This window comes from Marinobacter sp. F3R08 (assembly GCF_018860425.1).
In the GTDB taxonomy this organism is placed as follows: domain Bacteria; phylum Pseudomonadota; class Gammaproteobacteria; order Pseudomonadales; family Oleiphilaceae; genus Marinobacter.
Map to the genome: position 1 here is coordinate 456,595 of NZ_JAHKPI010000014.1, position 17,840 is coordinate 474,434.

The following is a 17,840-nucleotide window of genomic DNA, read 5'->3' on the forward strand; positions in this document are numbered from 1 at the left end:
CTTTCGGCCTCACCACAGGAGTTGTGGCCATGGAGTTTCATACCCTCGACGGCAATGAAGCTGTGTCCTCGGTTGCGTACCGCCTGAGCGAAACCATTGCCATCTACCCGATTACCCCCGCTTCGGTGATGGGCGAGCACGCCGATGACTGGGCGGCCCTGGGTAAGCCCAATCTCTGGGGGCAGGTGCCCAGTGTTGTGGAGATGCAGTCTGAGGCAGGCGCCGCCGGGGCCATGCACGGGGCATTGCAGGCCGGCTCCCTGGTGACCACCTTTACCGCCTCCCAGGGCCTGCTGCTGATGCTGCCCAACCTGTTCAAGATCGCCGGTGAGCTGTCGCCGTTCTGTATGCACATTGCGGCCCGCAGCGTAGCCACCCATGCCCTGTCTATCTTCTGCGACCATTCCGATGTGATGACCGCCCGGGGTACCGGCTTCGCCCTGCTTGCGTCCGGATCGGTTCAGGAGGCTCAGGATCTGGCGGCCATCGGCCATGCGGTAACCCTGGAAAGCCGGGTTCCGGTGATGCACTTCTTCGACGGTTTCCGGACCTCCCATGAAATCGCCAAAATCGCTGTCCTGACTGACGAGGACCTGCTGGCCCTGGTGCCACACCAGGGTCTGGAAGCGCATCGTAGCCGTCGCATGACGCCGGACCGGCCCGTGGTTCGGGGTACCTCCCAGAATCCGGATGCCTTTTTCCAGTCCCGAGAGGCAATCAATCCCTTCTATGAGGCGTTTCCGGAAAAACTGGAAGCTGTGATGGAGCGGTTTGCCGGTATTACAGGTCGCCAATACGGCTTGTTTGACTATGTCGGCCACCCTGAGGCCGAGCGGGTGGTCATACTGATGGGTTCCGGTGCTGAATGTGCCCATGAAACCGTGGAATGGTTGCTGGAGAAGAATGAAAAGGTCGGTGTGCTCAAGGTGCGCCTGTTCCGGCCCTTTGCGATGGACCGTTTTCTGAAGGCCTTGCCTGCTACCGTAGAACACCTGGCGGTACTGGACAGAACCAAGGAGCCCGGGGCTCAGGGTGAACCCCTGTTACTGGAGGTCAGTGGTGCGCTGATGGAGGCCTATAGCCGGGGCGAGCGCAAGGTCCTGCCAAGGGTGATCGGAGGTCGCTATGGCTTGTCCTCCCGGGAATTTACCCCGGCCATGGTCAGCGCTGTTTTTGACGAACTGAAGGTTGGGGATCCGAAAACCCGCTTTACGGTTGGTGTGCGTGACGATGTCAGCCACCTTTCGCTGGACGTGGATAACGAGCTGGATATTGAGTCCCCAAAAACCCGCCGGGCCTTGTTTTTCGGTCTTGGCGCGGACGGCACTGTCAGCAGCAACAAGGCCAGCATCAAGATTCTGGGGGAGGGCACTGAGCTGTTTGCCCAGGGCCACTTTGTTTACGACTCCAAGAAATCCGGAGCCACGACAGTATCCCATCTGCGGTTTGGTCCACTGCCGATCCGCTCCAGTTACCAGATCCGTCAGGCCCAGTTTGTCGCCATTCACGCGCCCCAGTTTCTGGAGCGCTTTGATGTTCTGGAGCATGCGGCAGAAGGCGCGACCGTGTTATTGAATGTGCCCTGGCCAAAAGATGAAGTCTGGGATCAGCTCCCGGTTGAGGTCCAGCGGGTGCTGGTCCAGCGCAAGGCTCGCCTGTTTGTGATTGATGCCGCCGAAGTGGCAGAAAAAGCCGGGCTGGAACGTCGGATCAATACGGTGATGCAGGTCTGTTTCTTCGCCCTGGCCGACATTCTGCCCCGCGACGAAGCTATTGCTCATATCAAGGAATCCATCAGCAAAACCTGGGGTCGGCGCGGCCCGGAGGTGGTGCGCCGTAATGTGGCGGCCGTGGATTCCGCGCTTGATAATCTGCATGAAGTGTCGGTGCCGGACACGGTAACGGCTACCCGTTTCCGTGTGCCCCGGGTGCCGGAGGATGCGCCGGACTTTGTGCACAAAGTCACTCGGCTGTTGCTGGAGGGGCAGGGTGACAAGCTCCCGGTCAGTGCGTTTCCGCCGGACGGTACCTGGCCCACAGGAACCAGCCAGTTCGAGAAGCGAACCATCGCTCTGGACATTCCCATCTGGGAGTCCGACCTGTGTGTGCAGTGCAACTTTTGCGCAATGATCTGCCCGCACACGGCCATTACCAGCAAGGTGTTTGAACCTGAAACGGTCAGCGGTGCGCCGGAGAGTTTCGAGACGGTGCCGGAAACCCAGACATCAGAGCTGGAGGGGCTGGATTACCGCATTCAGGTGGCGCCCGATGATTGCACCGGCTGCGGGCTGTGTGTGGAGGTTTGTCCGGCCAGGGACCGCACCCAACCCAAGCGCAAGGCCATTAACATGCAGCCTATCGAGCAACACCGGGAGGTGGAAGCCGAGAACCTGGCGTTCTTCCGGGGGTTGCCTGAGGTGCCCAGGGAGCGAATTCCCCGGGATTTCAAATCGCTGCCGCTGCTGATTCCCCTGTTTGAGTACTCCGGAGCCTGTGCCGGCTGTGGTGAGACGCCTTACATCCGGCTGCTGACCCAACTGGTGGGCGACCGGATGCTGATCGCCAATGCCACCGGCTGTTCCTCGATTTACGGCGGCAATCTGCCCACCACGCCCTACACCGTCAATGCCGAAGGGCGTGGGCCGACCTGGAACAATTCGCTGTTTGAGGACGCCGCCGAGCTTGGTCTGGGGATGCGCCTGGGCCTCGACAAACTGGTTGGACGGGCCCGGCAGCTTCTGGATCAGGTCCGGGGTCAATTGCCCCGTGGGCTATACACGGAACTGACTAATGCCTGCTCCACCGCAGATGAAGCGGCCATGGCTTCGAGGCGTGCCGCCGTTAAACAGCTACTGGCCTGGCTGGCCGATCAGCAGGGGACGGAGTTCCGGGAGCTTGGCAGCCTGGCTGATGAACTGTGCCCGAAGAGTGTGTGGGTGATCGGTGGCGATGGCTGGGCCTACGACATCGGCTATGGTGGTCTGGATCACGCACTGGCCTCGGGCCAGAATCTGAAACTGCTGGTGCTGGATACCGAGGTGTATTCCAACACCGGTGGCCAGCAATCCAAGGCTACCCCTATGGGGGCAATCGCCAAGTTCGCCGCCGCCGGCAAGGCAACCCGCAAGAAAGACCTGGGTCTGCTTGCGATGAGTTATGGTCATGTCTACGTCGCCCAGATCGCCATGCAGTCCCACAGCAATCAGGCCACCAAAGCACTGCAGGAGGCCGAGAGTTACGATGGCCCTGCGTTGATCATTGCCCACAGCCCATGCATTGCCCATGGCTATGATCTGGTGCACTCGCCGGCGCAACAGAAGCGGGCAGTCGACAGCTGGGCCTGGCCGTTGTACCGGTTCGACCCGAGGCGCATTCACGAAGGCCTGTCTCCGCTGCAACTGGACTCCCTGCGTCAGAAAGTCACCATGAAGGCTTACATGCAGGAGGAAGCCCGCTTCCGGATGCTGGAATTGAGGGACCCTGAGCGCTACGAGCAACTGGTGTCGGCGGCTTCAGAAGCGGCCACTGAACAACGGGAGCTATACAAACAGCTGGCCGGCATCCACTTTGAACCTCACGATTCCGCCAGTGCTGACAACCAAAAGGGTGAACGTCATGACTGATCTGACAACCCGTTGGCTGGACCTGGAGCTGCGCTCTCCTCTTGTGGTCGGTGCCAGTCCGCTGACCGATGACCTGGATGCTTTGAAAGCCTGTGTTGCTGCGGGCGCCGGCGCAGTGGTGATGCATTCGCTGTTCGAGGAACAGCTGGTGGAAGAGCAGATGGCCGCGCACCGGTTTATCGATTCCCGCATCAATATGGATGCCGAGGCGCGCTCGTTTTTTCCGGAATCCGAAGTGTTCGAGATGGGTTCCGGCAGTTATTGCCGACGCCTCGAGCTGCTCCGTAATGCCCTGGATGTACCGGTGATCGCCTCGCTCAATGGCATTTCGCCCGGTGGCTGGACCCAGTATGCCCGGGAGCTGGAGGAGGCCGGTGCCGCTGCCATTGAACTGAACCTTTATGATCTGGCCCCGGATCCTTCCGACACCGCGGACACCCTGGAACAGCGCCAGTTGGCTGTGGTCCGTTCCGTGGTTCAGCAGGTGAGTATCCCGGTCAGCGTCAAGCTATCGCCTTTCTACTCGGCGTTGCCGGCGTTCGTGGCCGGTATCGAAGCGGGGGGCGCCCGAGGACTGGTCCTGTTCAACCGGTTTTATCAGCCGGGTATGGATCTGGATGAGCTGGAGTTAAGTCGGGAAGTCGTGCTGTCTTCCAGTGCCGAACTGCCGTTGCGGCTGCACGCCGTTGCCATGCTGTATGGCCAGACCGGTCTTGAGATGGCGGTTTCGGGTGGCGTGCATGCGGGTGACGATGCGGTCAAGGCAGTCCTTTCCGGTGCCTCGGTAGTGCAGGTTGTTTCTGCCGTATTGGCTGACGGCGCCGGTGCCCTGGCCAGAATTAACAGGGAGATGACTCAGCGGCTCTCCGGCATGGGATACCAGTCGCTTGCGGAAGCCCGGGGCGCGCTGTCCATGGAGAATGCCCCGAACGCCCGAGCCTGGGAGCGACTGAATTACGCCCGCCTGCTACATGGCTGGAAATGAAGCTCAGAGGCTTTGTTCGGGCACTTCCCGGATCCGTCCCTGCTCATCAATGGCGACGTAGACAAACAGACCTTCAGTTACCTTGCGCGGATGTTTCGCGGTGCGGTCGAGGGTCCATACTTCCACGCAGATCTTCATGGAGCTGCGACCGATATCAACGAGCTCGCAGTAGCAACCAACCTGGGAACCTATGCGTAACGGCGAAAGGAACTCCATCCTGTCCATCGCTACGGTTGCATTGCGCCCCTGGGAGATACGCCCGGCCATAGTGGCTGCGGCCATATCCATCTGTTTAACCAGCCATCCGGCGAAAACATCGCCATTGGCGTTGGTGTCGGAGGGAAGAGGAATTACCTGGAGGGTGAGCTCACCCCGGGGTGTGGGCTTGTCATCGTCTAACGCGGTCATAGTGGTGCCTTTGTGCGAGCCTGGACTTGTTTTAAATGGCATGTTAACGGGCTGGGCCGAAGCTGCAAGCAAATTTCAATATTCCTGACTATATTTCAGAAGCTGTAACAAACTTGTCATAGAGTGCCATTAGTCTGCATTCATCGGTAAAACACATCCGACACAATGTCCAAACCGAATAATGGAGACTTGACGTGATGAAACTGAACAAAGCACTCGCGACCGTTGCGCTGGCTGGCTCCGTAGCCGCCCTGTCTGCACCGGCCATGGCCCGTGACACCATCAGCATCGTGGGTTCCTCTACTGTGTATCCGTTTGCCACCGTTGTGGCCGAGCGTTTCGGCACCAAGACGGACTTCAGCACTCCGAAGCTGGAATCTACCGGCTCTGGTGGCGGTCTCAAGCTGTTTTGTCAGGGTATTGGTACCCAGCATCCGGATATCACCAACGCGTCACGCCGCATGAAGACTTCCGAGTTCGAACTCTGCCAGAGCAACGGTGTTAAAGATATCACTGAATTCCGCATCGGTTCTGACGGCATTGTTATCGCCAGCTCGAAAGATGCCGAGAATCTGGACCTCACCCTGGAGCAGCTGTTCCTGGCCCTGGGTTCCAAAGTGCCTGTTAATGGCAAGTGGGTAGCCAACCCGAACAAAAACTGGAGCGACGTTGATGCCAGTTTGCCGAATAAGCCAATTCGCGTGATGGGACCTCCCCCGACCTCCGGTACCCGTGATTCGTTCAACGAGCTGGCCCTGGCCGCCGGTTGTGACGAACTGCCAGAAGCCGCGAACCTGGGTAAGGATGAGCACGCTTCTATCTGTGAAAGCGTTCGTGAAGACGGGGCCTTTATCGAAGCGGGTGAGAACGACAACCTGATCGTTCAGAAACTGATCGGCGACACCGGCATGTACGGCGTGTTCGGATACAGCTTCCTGGAAGAAAACGCAGACCGTCTCCAGGCCGCGACTCTCAACGGCAAGGTTCCAACTGCTGAAGCGATTGCCGCAGATGATTACCCGGTTGCCCGTTCGCTGTTCTTCTACGTGAAGAAAGCACACGTTGGCGTGGTGCCAGGCATTGCAGAATACGTTGGTGAGTTCACCAGCAACGCAGCCATGGGTCAGAACGGCTACCTCAAAGATGTTGGCCTGATCGTTCCGCCCCGCGCTGATTTGATGGAACTGATGGATAAGGCAGAAAGCATGCCGAACCTGACACTGGGCGAGCTCAAGTAAGACCGCCGTCCGGTCAATAACAGAGGTGCGGGTCTCGAGCGAGGCTCGCACCTTTTGCACGTTTGGACGATCCGGTGCCAGTGCAGATGTGAACCTGTAAACTGAGCGCCAATCCGAAGTCGAGGACAGGAATTTTCATGCAACCGGCTAATCTTTTATTGCTGACCCTGGTGATGGCCATTGTCGCGTACGGGCTTGGATACGCCCGTTCCCGGTCACTGGCAATGCCAATGGGCGGGATTCGACACCTGAAATCGCTGCCTTTTTATTACGGCGCCCGAGCAGCCCTCTGGAGTGGTATTCCCGCTCTGCTTGTACTGGCCTGTTGGATGGCCTTTCAGGGCAAGGTTATTCAGTTGATCGTGATTGGTGGCTTACCGGAAGGGCTGATTCCGCCGACTGATGGCGAGGCGAGTCTTCTGCTAAGCAAGATCAGTAACGTCGCCAGTGGCGCCTTGCCCTCCGGGTTTGTGGAAGCGCCGATCGCAGAGGCGGCAGAGCGGCTGAAGGCGTTGCGTTCGCAGAGCCAGTTCCTGATGTCTGCTCTGGTTATTTCTGTGGCGGTATTGGCTGGCTTTTTGGGTTGGTTGAGAATTCGGCCGCGACTGAATGCCCGCGCTCAGGTGGAAGCCATTCTCAAGTGGCTGTTCTTTTCCTGTGCGGCACTCGCCATTCTGACCACCGTTGGCATTATTTTTTCGGTTGCCTTTGAGACCTTTCGCTTCTTCGAGAAGGTGCCGTTCACAGACTTTATTTTTGGCAGCCATTGGAGCCCCCAGACCGCACTGAGGGCCGATCAGGTCGCTTCCCAGGGTGCTTTCGGGATGATCCCCCTGTTCACCGGCACCCTGTTGATTTCTGCAATTGCCATGATTGTCGCCGTACCCGTTGGATTGCTGTCGGCGATTTACCTGTCTGAGTATGCCGGTAAAAAGGTTCGCGGTGTGGTCAAGCCGTTGCTGGAAATGCTGGCCGGTATACCTACCGTGGTTTATGGCTTCTTTGCCGCCCTGACCGTTGCACCCTTTATCAGTGACGTTGCGGCCACCCTCGGTATTGAAGCGTCCTCCCAGAGTGCACTGGCCGCCGGTGCGGTTATGGGCATCATGATTATTCCTTTCGTGTCGTCTCTTTCGGATGATGTGATCAATGCGGTACCTCAGGCCATGCGCGACGGTTCTCTGGCCTTGGGGGCAACCCAGTCCGAAACCATGAAAAAGGTGATATTCCCGGCCGCACTGCCTGGAATCATGGGCGGTATTCTGCTGGCAGTTTCCCGGGCCATCGGTGAGACCATGATTGTGGTCATGGCCGCAGGTCTGGCGGCAAACCTGACAGCCAACCCTCTGGAAACGGTCACCACCGTTACCGTCCAGATCGTGACACTGCTCACGGGGGATCAGGAGTTCGACAGTGCCAAGACGCTGGCCGCCTTTGCTCTGGGCGCCATGCTCTTCCTGTCAACCTTGTTGCTTAACGTCGTTGCACTGAAAATTGTACGCAAATATCGGGAACAGTATGACTGACCAACGTTCACAGGCGGAAATTGTCCGCCAGTCGCTCAAGCGCCGCTACCGTAAGGAACGTCGTTTCCGTGCCTACGGCATCATGGCCATCGCCATTGCCCTCGGGGCCCTGATAATCCTGTTCACCGATATTATCGGCAAGGGTTACACCGGTTTCGTGAAAACCACCATCACCATGGATGTCCAGCTGGATGGCGGGATGATGTATCTGGACGATCCCACGGACGAGCGCCAGATAAAGATGGCCGATTTTGTCGAGCCTCTGGTTCAGGCGCTGATCAAAGAGATCCCCGGGGCAACGGAAGAAGACCGGAAGCAGGTTCGGGAACTGATTAACCCCTACGCTTCCGTCACGCTTCGAGATGCCCTCAAGAACAATCCTGAGTGGCTCAACACCACCCGGACCCTGACGTTCCTGACGCATACGGATGTTGATGTCTATGTGAAGCATGCAGGGGATGGTGCTTACTCCATCAAATTGAATGAACAGCAGCGTGCATGGGTTGACGATCTTCTGGAGCGAAACGTTGTCGATACATCGTTCAACAACGTTTTCTTCAGTGGCGGCGATTCCCGTGATCCGTCCAAGGCAGGCATTGTCGGTGCAATCGTCGGTTCGTTGCTGACCATGTTCGTTACCCTGATCCTGTCGTTTCCCATAGGTGTGGCAGCCGCCATCTACCTGGAGGAGTTTGCACCGCAGAACCGATTCACCGACTTCATCGAGGTCAACATCAACAACCTGGCGGCGGTTCCATCCATCATTTTTGGTCTGCTGGGCCTTGCGGTGTTTATCAACCTGTTCGGCATGCCGCGCTCGGTTCCGGTGGTTGGTGGTCTGGTTCTGAGCCTGATGACGCTGCCGACGATCATTATCTCCGGCCGCGCCGCGATCAAGAGTGTCCCGCCTTCGATCCGCGAGGCAGCGGAAGGCATCGGTGCTTCCAAGATGCAGGTGGTTCTGCACCATGTATTGCCGCTGGCAATGCCGGGGATGCTGACTGGATCAATCATCGGTATGGCCCAGGCCCTGGGTGAAACTGCGCCCCTGCTGCTGATCGGTATGGTGGCGTTCATCGTGGATGTGCCCGATGGCTTCTTCGATTCTGCAACCGTTCTGCCGGTGCAGGTCTTCCTGTGGGCCGGTAGTCCCGAACTTGCCTTTATAGAACGTGCGTCGGCAGCCATTATGGTGTTGCTGACCTTCCTGATCAGCATGAATGCATTGGCCATCTGGATGCGTAAACGTCTCGAGCGCCGGTGGTAAGGAGAATCAAGATGAATAGTGTGAACACAACCATTGCCAGCGAAGCTACCCAACCGGTCGAAACGGCCGTGCCAGTCCAGGAATCAAAGCCTGCGGAAACCGTGATCGAGGAAGGCAAGACCGTCGGTAATCCGTTCTCGAATGATCCGAAGTTCAAGCTTCGGGATGTTGAGGTGTTTTACGGCGAGACCCGTGCGATCAAGAAAATCAGCCTGGATATTGCCCGCAACGAGGTTATTGCCTTCATCGGGCCATCCGGTTGCGGCAAATCCACCTTCCTGCGGTGTTTGAACCGGATGAACGACAGCATTGATATCTGTCGGGTGAATGGAACATTGCAACTGGACGATCACGATATTTACGACCCCAAGCGGGATGTGGTCGAACTACGGGCCCGGGTTGGCATGGTGTTCCAGAAGCCGAATCCGTTCCCCAAGTCCATCTACGACAACGTGGCCTACGGACCTCGTATTCACGGTCTGGCTAACCGCAAATCGGATCTGGATGAAATTGTCGAAAGCAGCCTGCGCAAAGCCGGGCTCTGGGACGAGGTGAAGGACCGCCTGGATGCCACGGCAACCGGTATGTCCGGTGGTCAGCAACAGCGTCTGTGTATTGCTCGGGCGATTGCCGTGAGCCCGGAAGTGGTGCTGATGGACGAGCCCTGCTCGGCACTTGACCCGATCGCTACCGCAAAAGTGGAAGAGCTGATTGCGGAGCTCTCTGAGAGCTACACGATCGTGATTGTGACCCACTCAATGCAGCAGGCGGCCCGGGTATCCCATCGCACGGCCTATTTCCACCTGGGACATCTGGTGGAAGTGAACGAGACCAACAAGGTCTTCACCTCGCCGGAACATGAACTGACCGAGTCGTATATCACTGGCCGTTTCGGCTGATTCCGGACCTGAGGAATTTTTGGAGAAGAATAGTATGCCTACGAAGAAGGATGATGTTTACGGGGATCACATCTCCCACAAGTTCAACAATGAACTGATGGAACTCAAAACCAAGTTCCTGAAAATGGGCGGAATGGTGGAAGCTCAGGTCGAGAGTGCCGTTCAGGCTCTGGTGGACGGAGATGGTCATCTGGCCGAGGAAATTCGCGCCAACGACAAGAAAGTTGACCGCATGGAAGTGGAAATCGACGAGGAAGCCACGCTTATTATTGCTCGCCGCCAGCCTACGGCACGGGACCTGCGTCTGGTGATCTCGGTGATCAAGATGGTCGCGGATCTGGAGCGGGTTGGTGATGAAGCCAAGAAGATTGCCAAACTGGCCATCAAACTGACCGAAGAAGGCCAGGCACCCCGTGGTTACGTGGAAGTGCGTCATATCGGCACTCACGTGCTCAGCATGCTTCACGAGGCCCTGGATGCCTTTGCTCGACTGGATTCCGAGCAGGCCCTGCGGATCATGAAGGAAGACAAGCGCGTCGATGAGGAATATCAGGCGGCAGCCCGCACGCTGCTGACGTTCATGATGGAAGACACCCGCAATATCTCACGGTGCATGTCTGTCATGTGGGTGCTCCGTGCCTTGGAGCGGGTAGGTGACCATGCGTGCAACATTGCCGAGAACGTGATCTTCATGGTGAAAGGTGAGGACGTCCGTCATACGCCGGTGGAAGAAGCTGAGAAAGTCGTCGGACGCTGATTTTTCTGGCTTGGGGAGGCGCAAGCGAGCCGGCCCTCCCCATTGCTCTTGACCGGTCAGGCCTGTTTCATCCTGTCGGTATAAGGCGGCCATCCGAGAGGCTTGCCGGCAAGGACGTGCAGGTGGATGTGGAACACCGTCTGCCCGGAATTTTCCCCGCAGTTCATGACAACCCGATAGCCGTCATCCGAAAAACCCTTCTCCTTGGCAATCTTCGCCGCCACCAGATACAGATGCCCCACCAGTTCCCGATCTTCTTCAGTGATGTCGTTGATCGTAGCGATGGCTTTCTTCGGGATTACCAGAAAGTGCACGGGTGCCTGGGGGTTTATGTCACTGAACGCCAGGCTGATGTCGTCCTCGTAGAGGATGTCGGCGGGGATTTCCCGGTTAATGATCTTGGTAAATATCGTTTCTGACATGACGGCTCCTTATGGATTGTTCTTGAGATTTTCGTGCGGTGTTAGAGCTGGCTCAGGCCCGGAATCCGGGCGGTTATCTGCCTGACTACGGGTGGCAGTTCCTCGTCGATACCCATGGCGTAGCGGGCAACCCGGTTGCGGGCGACGGGGAGCGCGCGGGCGGCGCCGAGGCCGAGGTTGCGCACCAGGTGTACCGGTGGAATCCGGTTACTGAACAGATGGTAGAACATATCCATGGTCAGCATCATCCTCCGGTTGGCGGGCCGGCGCTGGCGTTCGTACCTCTCCAGCCACTCAGGGGCGGCCAGGTCATCGCCCGCGCGTTTGGCTTCCCGGAGGATTGCCTGCAGGGCCTGGGCATCCTGGAAACCAAGATTCACGCCCTGGCCGGCCAAGGGATTGATCGTGTGCGCAGAATCGCCGGCCAGAACCACACGCCCGGAGTGGTAGTGCCTGGCATGCTGGCGGGCAATGGGGAATGAGGCTCTGTGGTCGATATGGGTCAGCATTGGCAGGCAAGCGGGAAACGCTGACTGGAGAGCCGCCATCAGTTCGCTGTCGTCCAGAGCTTTCAGGCGCGCCAGTTCATCGGGCGAATCGTACCACACCAGCGAGGCCCAGCTTTCTCCGGGATGTGCCGCTCCGGCACTGTGCAATGGAAGGAAAGCCCGGGGGCCGGAGGGATGGAAACCTTGCCAGGTAATATCGTCGACCGCTCCCTGATAACGAACCGAGATTACCATCGCCTGCTGGTCATACTGGTTCCGGGTGATGCCAATACCTGCCAGGTCCCTTATCCGGGACTGAGCTCCGTCGGCCCCGATCACCAGGCTTGCAACCAGTTCGCTGCCGTCATCCAGGGTGACGGTGGCTGAATTCCCTGCCTGGGTCAGCGAGGAAACGCCATGACCCTGGATCAGGGTGACCTGCGGGCAGGCCTCCGCCGTTTGCCAAAGAGCCTGCTGCGTTACCGAGTTTTCGACAATATGGCCAAGGTGGGCTGCGCCCAGTTCGTTGGCGTCGAACTGAACTTCAGCCAGTTTCCGGGGGATCAGGTCTGTCAACGGATGACGGGTTTCATCCCACACTGCCAGGCGTCGGTAGGGCGTCGCTCGCATCCGGGTGATGTGGTCCCAGGCGCCGAGGCTTTGAAGATAGCGTTCACTGCCAGCACTCAGGGCTGATACCCGGATGTCCGGCGTGGTTGCAGGATCAAACCGGGGTGCCGGGGCTCGATCAACCACAGCAACGCGGAAGCCATTCTGGCCGAGGCCAGTGGCCAGGGCAGCACCGACCATGCCGGCGCCAACCACCAAAATATCAAAGGCTTGAGTCATATCGGTTTCCTGTCTGAGGCCCTCAGTTTACGCGATGACGGCTGCCAGACAAGAGACCGGGGACAGGCAGGCAGGGAAAGCCCGGCTAACCTGCCATGCCGGACACCTGATGTTCGGCTGTGTTGTCAGGCCGGCGACGGCTTTTTAGCAGCCAGGCAGGCTTCTGGGCGCCGGGTTTGTTGAAGCCCTGGTGCAGTACCATGGGTTGTACCAGAGTCAGAAAATCGGTGGTTTTCATGTGTACCGATTCACTGTGACTGCCAGCGGCAAAGGCGAGCTCCGATTGTTCCGTGAGGGCTTCTGCACAGTAAACGGTCATTCCAAACAGGTTGCCGAAGGGTGGCATGGCACCCACCTCACAATCCGGGAAGCGGTCCTGGAACTCCTGTTCATCAGCGAGATCAATAAAATCGGTGTCCAGAATTCGGGATAATCTGTCCCAGCGGATTCGCCAGGTCGCCGGCATGACAAGCATCGCCATTTTGCCATCCAGCTCAATAATCACTGTTTTGACGACGCGGTCGCCTGCGATTTTTACGTGGTGGGCCAGTTCCTGGGCGGTAAACGCAGGGGGGTGGGAGAGGCACATGTATTCGATACCTGCGCCATCAAGGAATTCCTTCAACTGCTGTACCGGCATAGTGACAACCTCCTACCAGCAATGACAGCGTTCCGGAGCCTGTGTCGTTCAGATTGTCTGGCTCCGATGATCTGGCGGGGTCGGGAGACCCCGCCATTAATGGTCAGCTTAGTTGAGGTTACGCAGTTTGCGAGTAACCAGATGTATCAAAGAGCAACGGATTTTGAGTCTCAGTCGCTTTTAACCATATGCACATCGCGCTGAGGGAACGGAATGCTGATCCCTTCGGCATCAAACGCTTTCTTGACTTTCTCTTGCATGTCCCAGTAGAACGGCCACAGATCGCCTGCTTTGGTCCAGACCCGGACGGTGAGATCTACAGAGCTTTCTCCCAGAGCGCCAACCACAATAAGCGGCTCAGGATCTTTCATGGCGCGCTCATCTTCTTCGATGAGTCGTTTGCAGACTGCCTTGGCCTTGTCGATGTCATCGCCGTACCCGATACCGAAACTCATGTCGCAGCGACGGGTGTCATAGATGCTCATGTTGGTGAGGCTGGCGTTGGCCAGTTGGCCGTTCGGGATAATGATCCGACGGTTGTCGAAGGTGTCGATCAGAGTGTACAGAATCGAGATTTCCCGCACTGAGCCAAGGTAGCCCTGAGCTTCAATGACATCACCAACCTTGAAAGGCTTGAAGATCAGGATCAGCACGCCGCCAGCGAAGTTGGCGAGGCTGCCCTGGAGTGCCAGGCCGACGGCCAGGCCAGCGGCACCAATAATGGCAATGAAGGAGGTGGTGGCAATACCAACCATGGATGCGACAGAAATCAGCAGCAGGATCTTGAGAATCGCGCTGACCAGACCGCAAAGGAATTTATTGAGGGTGGGGTCTTTCTTGCCCAATTTGCTATCGAGTACACCGACAAGCCGATTGATCAGCCACAGGCCGACAATCAGTGTGACGATGGCCAGCACCACTTTCGGTGCGTAGGTCATAATCAGGGCCATGGCCTGATCCATCAGTGCTGAAGCGCCGCCTTCGGCTCCAAACAGGTCTTCCATAAAAGAACTCCTTGTTCATTAATATTTTTCATAAGGGTGAGGTCAACAGACAAATTTCCGCAACAGCTTGATCCGTCTATATCTTTATATAGCAGACAACGTTAACGAAAGTATATTGCCGGTTAAATCTTCGGATAAAATCCTAGGCACAACGGTTTTCATGGGCCCAATCAAGGATGGCCCGAGGTTCTCCGCGGACCAGTATTCTCCCTTGTTTCTGGCTGAGTTGATAGTCATACATGGGGTCGTAATAATCCTGAAGCAGCGTCTGAATCCAGGCATTATGGGTATCGGTCTGGCCGGTAGCACTCTGTTGCGCCAATGCCTGTTCCATCAAGCCGCGCAACTGTTTGTGACGTTCCCCGCCCAGTCGTTTGCGAATACGGTCCACGGCGCTTAGCAGGTAGTCCCGGAAATTCAGCCAGCCAGCTTCGGCGCCGTCGCGACTCACATAGTTCGCATACATGCCCTCAACATAGTCTTCTCGGATGATGGCAATGCGCTCTTCCATGGGTTGCTCAAGGATGAGCAGTGGGGATGCGCCCATCCGCTCCTTGAGGGTCTCGGGCAGAGCGCAACGTCCGACCAGGCGGCCCTCGTCTTCCAGGTAAACCGGGCCATGGTTGCAATGACGGGCTTTGAGCATGGCTACGGCCAGCCGGTTTTCAAAATCGATCTGTGAGGGCTGGGGCGTTACCTGACGTCCGAAACTGGACCCCCGGTGGTTGGCCAGGCCTTCAAGATCTACCGGGTTTGGCAGTTGTTGAAGAATTCGCGTCTTGCCGGTGCCAGTGCGTCCGCTAAGCATACGGAACTGGCCAGAGCTGGCCTGCTCTTCCAGGCTGTCTATCAGAAACCGGCGCAATGATTTATAGCCGCCTTTTACCAGCGGGTAGTCAATCCCGGCGTCGCGGATCCACTGTTGGGTGAGTCGGGACCGAAGGCCGCCCCGGAAACAGAAAAGATACCCCTCGGGATGGCGGGCAATAAAACGTTTCCAGGCCTCAATGCGCTGAGCTTTGATGTCACCGGAAACCAGCTGATGGCCCAGTTCAATGGCTTTGTCCTGGCCCTTTTCCTTGTAACAGATGCCGACCCGGTGGCGTTCCTCATCGTTCATGAGTGGCGCATTTTCCGCGCTTGGAAAGCTGCCCCGGGCGAATTCCACGGGTGCCCGAACGTCCATCAGGGGCACGTCATTCAGGAACAGGGAAAGGTAGTCGTCGGTGTCGTGTCTGCTTGCCATTTTGGGGTTGAGCCAGTTGTCTGATAGGTACGGCAGTATAGCGGAAATGGGTGTTTTCTGCTCATCGTGCTCTGTTCGCCGACGCTCCGGGGTACAATGGCGTCCCGTTGAAATTCAAGGGTGAATTCTGTGTCAGAGGATTGTCTGAATCAACATTTGCGCAAGACCCTGGCCCGGGGGCGGGTGGCTGTGACCCGCCCAGCTGGCTGTGAACGAATTGCCTTGTATCTCTTTGATCCTGCCGTACTTGAGGGGCCCTTGTCCCATGACGAAGCACAGGCCGTGGTTGCAGAACCTGCCTACTGGTCCTTTTGCTGGGCCAGCGGTCAGGTGCTGGCTAACTGGATTCTGGATAATCCTCTGTGGGTGAAGGGTAAGCGGGTTCTGGATTTTGGTTCCGGGTCCGGGATAGTGGCCGTGGCTGCGGCGATGGCTGGGGCCAGGGACGTTATAGCGTGTGATATTGATCCGGCCGCTCTGGAGGCTGTCCATGCCAACGCGGAACTTAATGGCGTGTCCGTTGGGCTCTGCAGTGACTGGGCAGACCGACCCCGGGATCTGGATGTCGTGACGGCGGCAGATGTACTCTATGACCCGGACAATCGGCCATTACTCCAGGTGTTTCGACAGGCCGCACCGCGGGTGTTATTGGCAGACTCTCGGATGAAAGTTCTGGGTGACCATGCGTATTGCAAGCAGACTGTGATTGAAGCCCGGACCTGGCCGGATCTGAACGAATTCGAGGAGTTCAATCAGGTGAGAATATATGTGGCCGGGACGACCAGTGGCGAAACAGAAGCAGGGAAAAAGGACTGGAAAAAATAAAGGGCAACCATGGGGGTTACCCTTTGTCAGAACAGGTCGGCGCGTCCTTGCGCATTGGGCAACAGCCGTGTTGCGAGATCCTTGAGCCACTCCTTGGTGCTGGCATCCAGGCCAACTATCCAGTTATCCCTTAAGCGAGGCGTCCTTGTGTCCTTACCTCTCCCTGCAATCCATGCAGGGGTGCATCCGGTGCGTCGTCCTTTCCTCGTCCTCCCTGATGAAATCAATATACCAGTTGAACAGTGACAATCGTGTGTACGTTGGCGCGAAGGGTCGCCAGCCGCGGCTTTGCCAGGATCAATAGTTGATATTTATCAGTGCGTTAGATTTTGGCTAAGAGGTATGTAGACCGGCCGCGCACGCGGCTGCACTGAAAGATCTCACGGCTTTGTGAGATATATCTCACAAAGATTCTGGCGAATTTCTCAAGCCACTCTTTTCGGGTCTCTGGATACCTGGCCAAGGCAAGAGCCCGATGGTGACGCCGGCAGCATTAGCAGCCAGGTCGGCCAGGGAAAACTCCCGGTATGGCAGATTGGATTGGATGAGTTCAATGCCGAGACCAAAGCCCAGAAGTACCGGAGCAAACCAGATGGCACGGAGTTCTGGCCAGGCCAGACGGGTCAGAATCGTTAGCTCAAGAAAGGCAATCAGATGGTTCAGCTTGTCACTGGATGATGAGGAGATCGGGTATGCGGTGCTGGTCGTCGCAAGAAACCCGATGGCCAGCACAGACAGCACGAAAGCTGCCCGCCAAAAGGGGCGATAGTTCAGAAGGCTGGTCAGCTGTTGTTTCAAAGTATCCATCCGGGAAGTCCCTGAGCGTTCTCGGGCTGTGGGAATGTTGCCAACATGATATGCTTTGCGCCCCGTCATTGTCATTGAAGCGGAGGTCCTGCCAGCGATGCTCAAGGGTAATTTTTTTCGTGGACTGGGCTATCTGGGTGAAGGTTTCCGCCTGATTCGTCAGCCTGGCCTGCGGCTGTTCGTTATTATTCCACTGGTTATCAATATTCTGCTCTTCGGATTACTGTTCGTCTTTCTGGGAGAACTCTTCGCCGGCCTGGTTGCCGTTGCCATGTCCTGGCTGCCGGACTGGCCCTGGCTTCAGGCGCTGGATTGGCTGTTCTGGATTTTGTATGGCGCCGTCATCGTGCTGATGCTGGCTTACGGCTTTGTGATCGTAGCCAATCTGATTGGCTCTCCCTTTTATGGGTACCTTGCTGAACTGACAGAAAAGCACCTGACCGGCCAGGAAGTGACTACCGAAGACAGTTGGGCGTCCATTATCAAGGACATTCCCCGCGCACTGTGGCGTGAGGTGCAGAAAATCCTGTACTACCTGCCGCGGGCTCTCGGCCTGCTCATCATTGGCCTGATTCCTGTTGTTAATCTGGTTGCAGCCGTGCTCTGGTTTCTTTTCAACAGCTGGATGATGGCTTTGCAGTATGTCGACTATCCCGCCGATAACCATAAGGTCAGTTTCCCCGCCTTGCGTCGGTTGTTGGGTGACACCCGGCTGTCAGCCTTCGGGTTTGGCCTGCCGGTGGCATTGGCGGCGATGGTGCCGATACTGAACCTTTTTGTGGTTCCGGCGGCGGTGTGTGGGGCAACGGCTTACTGGGTGCGCGAAAACGGCGCTACAAGAACTTAATTGGTCTGG

General features: G+C 57.3%; 16 protein-coding genes. 9 read left to right on the forward strand and 7 right to left on the reverse strand.

What is annotated here, in order from left to right; genetic code table 11:
* The first annotated feature begins 29 nt into the window (after window positions 1–29).
* Window positions 30–3,623: a pyruvate:ferredoxin (flavodoxin) oxidoreductase gene (gene nifJ, locus KO499_RS05150; RefSeq protein WP_215982635.1), complete on the forward strand. Its 3,594-nt coding sequence runs from the start codon at window positions 30–32 to the stop codon at window positions 3,621–3,623.
* Complete coding sequence (locus tag KO499_RS05155) at window positions 3,616–4,608, forward strand: dihydroorotate dehydrogenase-like protein (protein ID WP_215982636.1); 993 nt, start codon at window positions 3,616–3,618, stop codon at window positions 4,606–4,608. Before nifJ ends, KO499_RS05155 begins: the two co-directional genes overlap by 8 nt.
* Window positions 4,609–4,611: 3 nt before the next feature.
* Here KO499_RS05155 and KO499_RS05160 read toward each other — a convergent pair whose 3' ends face one another.
* Window positions 4,612–5,016, reverse strand: coding sequence for an acyl-CoA thioesterase (locus tag KO499_RS05160; RefSeq protein WP_215982637.1), 405 nt, complete (start codon window positions 5,014–5,016; stop codon window positions 4,612–4,614).
* Between the two features lie 197 nt (window positions 5,017–5,213).
* Between KO499_RS05160 and KO499_RS05165 the strand changes: the two genes are divergently transcribed.
* The 5 genes from KO499_RS05165 to phoU all read left to right on the forward strand — a co-directional run bounded on the left by KO499_RS05165 (window position 5,214) and on the right by phoU (window position 10,703).
* Window positions 5,214–6,254 carry a substrate-binding domain-containing protein gene (locus KO499_RS05165; protein ID WP_228339755.1) on the forward strand — a complete coding sequence of 347 codons (1,041 nt, stop codon included), beginning with the start codon at window positions 5,214–5,216 and terminating at the stop codon, window positions 6,252–6,254.
* Window positions 6,255–6,391: 137 nt separating this feature from the next.
* Entirely contained in the window at window positions 6,392–7,780 is a 1,389-nt protein-coding gene (gene pstC, locus KO499_RS05170; RefSeq protein WP_215982639.1) for a phosphate ABC transporter permease subunit PstC, read from the forward strand.
* The gene (gene pstA / locus KO499_RS05175) at window positions 7,773–9,047 is read left to right on the forward strand and encodes a phosphate ABC transporter permease PstA (protein ID WP_215982640.1); all 1,275 of its coding nucleotides are present in this window, start codon (window positions 7,773–7,775) and stop codon (window positions 9,045–9,047) included. Before pstC ends, pstA begins: the two co-directional genes overlap by 8 nt.
* A gap of 11 nt (window positions 9,048–9,058) precedes the next feature.
* Window positions 9,059–9,946, forward strand: coding sequence for a phosphate ABC transporter ATP-binding protein PstB (gene pstB / locus KO499_RS05180; RefSeq protein WP_215982641.1), 888 nt, complete (start codon window positions 9,059–9,061; stop codon window positions 9,944–9,946).
* A 34-nt stretch (window positions 9,947–9,980) separates the two neighbouring features.
* The gene (gene phoU / locus KO499_RS05185; RefSeq protein ID WP_215982642.1) at window positions 9,981–10,703 is read left to right on the forward strand and encodes a phosphate signaling complex protein PhoU; all 723 of its coding nucleotides are present in this window, start codon (window positions 9,981–9,983) and stop codon (window positions 10,701–10,703) included.
* A 56-nt stretch (window positions 10,704–10,759) separates the two neighbouring features.
* On the opposite strand, the gene KO499_RS05190 is transcribed toward phoU, so the two are convergent.
* The 5 genes from KO499_RS05190 to mnmH form a co-directional block, all read right to left on the reverse strand.
* Window positions 10,760–11,125 carry a histidine triad nucleotide-binding protein gene (locus tag KO499_RS05190; protein ID WP_215982643.1) on the reverse strand — a complete coding sequence of 122 codons (366 nt, stop codon included), beginning with the start codon at window positions 11,123–11,125 and terminating at the stop codon, window positions 10,760–10,762.
* A gap of 41 nt (window positions 11,126–11,166) precedes the next feature.
* A complete protein-coding gene (locus KO499_RS05195; RefSeq protein WP_215982644.1) occupies window positions 11,167–12,462 on the reverse strand; it encodes an FAD-dependent monooxygenase in 1,296 nt (431 codons plus the stop codon).
* A gap of 85 nt (window positions 12,463–12,547) precedes the next feature.
* Window positions 12,548–13,102, reverse strand: a complete 555-nt coding sequence (locus tag KO499_RS05200; RefSeq protein ID WP_215982645.1) for an aminoacyl-tRNA deacylase — start codon at window positions 13,100–13,102, stop codon at window positions 12,548–12,550.
* A 170-nt stretch (window positions 13,103–13,272) separates the two neighbouring features.
* Window positions 13,273–14,106 carry a mechanosensitive ion channel family protein gene (locus KO499_RS05205; protein ID WP_215982646.1) on the reverse strand — a complete coding sequence of 278 codons (834 nt, stop codon included), beginning with the start codon at window positions 14,104–14,106 and terminating at the stop codon, window positions 13,273–13,275.
* Between the two features lie 142 nt (window positions 14,107–14,248).
* Complete coding sequence (mnmH, locus tag KO499_RS05210) at window positions 14,249–15,352, reverse strand: tRNA 2-selenouridine(34) synthase MnmH (protein WP_215982647.1); 1,104 nt, start codon at window positions 15,350–15,352, stop codon at window positions 14,249–14,251.
* Window positions 15,353–15,481: 129 nt separating this feature from the next.
* On the opposite strand from mnmH, the gene KO499_RS05215 reads away from it, so the two are divergent.
* Window positions 15,482–16,177: a class I SAM-dependent methyltransferase gene (locus tag KO499_RS05215; RefSeq protein WP_215982648.1), complete on the forward strand. Its 696-nt coding sequence runs from the start codon at window positions 15,482–15,484 to the stop codon at window positions 16,175–16,177.
* Window positions 16,178–16,579: 402 nt separating this feature from the next.
* Here KO499_RS05215 and KO499_RS05220 read toward each other — a convergent pair whose 3' ends face one another.
* Window positions 16,580–16,984, reverse strand: coding sequence for a VanZ family protein (locus KO499_RS05220; RefSeq protein ID WP_215982649.1), 405 nt, complete (start codon window positions 16,982–16,984; stop codon window positions 16,580–16,582).
* Between the two features lie 97 nt (window positions 16,985–17,081).
* Here KO499_RS05220 and cysZ point away from each other — a divergent pair, with 97 nt between their 5' ends.
* Window positions 17,082–17,831 carry a sulfate transporter CysZ gene (gene cysZ, locus KO499_RS05225; RefSeq protein ID WP_215983388.1) on the forward strand — a complete coding sequence of 250 codons (750 nt, stop codon included), beginning with the start codon at window positions 17,082–17,084 and terminating at the stop codon, window positions 17,829–17,831.
* Window positions 17,832–17,840 lie beyond the last annotated feature (9 nt).

Excerpts from the sequence above, each read along its gene's own strand:
- nifJ (WP_215982635.1), top strand. The coding sequence starts at position 30 with ATGGAGTTTCATACCCTCGACGGCAATGAAGCTGTGTCCTCGGTTGCG.
- KO499_RS05155 (WP_215982636.1), top strand. The coding sequence starts at position 3,616 with ATGACTGATCTGACAACCCGTTGGCTGGACCTGGAGCTGCGCTCTCCT.
- KO499_RS05160 (WP_215982637.1), bottom strand. The coding sequence starts at position 5,016 with ATGACCGCGTTAGACGATGACAAGCCCACACCCCGGGGTGAGCTCACC.
- KO499_RS05165 (WP_228339755.1), top strand. The coding sequence starts at position 5,214 with ATGAAACTGAACAAAGCACTCGCGACCGTTGCGCTGGCTGGCTCCGTA.
- pstC (WP_215982639.1), top strand. The coding sequence starts at position 6,392 with ATGCAACCGGCTAATCTTTTATTGCTGACCCTGGTGATGGCCATTGTC.
- pstA (WP_215982640.1), top strand. The coding sequence starts at position 7,773 with ATGACTGACCAACGTTCACAGGCGGAAATTGTCCGCCAGTCGCTCAAG.
- pstB (WP_215982641.1), top strand. The coding sequence starts at position 9,059 with ATGAATAGTGTGAACACAACCATTGCCAGCGAAGCTACCCAACCGGTC.
- phoU (WP_215982642.1), top strand. The coding sequence starts at position 9,981 with ATGCCTACGAAGAAGGATGATGTTTACGGGGATCACATCTCCCACAAG.
- KO499_RS05190 (WP_215982643.1), bottom strand. The coding sequence starts at position 11,125 with ATGTCAGAAACGATATTTACCAAGATCATTAACCGGGAAATCCCCGCC.
- KO499_RS05195 (WP_215982644.1), bottom strand. The coding sequence starts at position 12,462 with ATGACTCAAGCCTTTGATATTTTGGTGGTTGGCGCCGGCATGGTCGGT.
- KO499_RS05200 (WP_215982645.1), bottom strand. The coding sequence starts at position 13,102 with ATGCCGGTACAGCAGTTGAAGGAATTCCTTGATGGCGCAGGTATCGAA.
- KO499_RS05205 (WP_215982646.1), bottom strand. The coding sequence starts at position 14,106 with ATGGAAGACCTGTTTGGAGCCGAAGGCGGCGCTTCAGCACTGATGGAT.
- mnmH (WP_215982647.1), bottom strand. The coding sequence starts at position 15,352 with ATGGCAAGCAGACACGACACCGACGACTACCTTTCCCTGTTCCTGAAT.
- KO499_RS05220 (WP_215982649.1), bottom strand. The coding sequence starts at position 16,984 with ATGGATACTTTGAAACAACAGCTGACCAGCCTTCTGAACTATCGCCCC.
- cysZ (WP_215983388.1), top strand. The coding sequence starts at position 17,082 with ATGCTCAAGGGTAATTTTTTTCGTGGACTGGGCTATCTGGGTGAAGGT.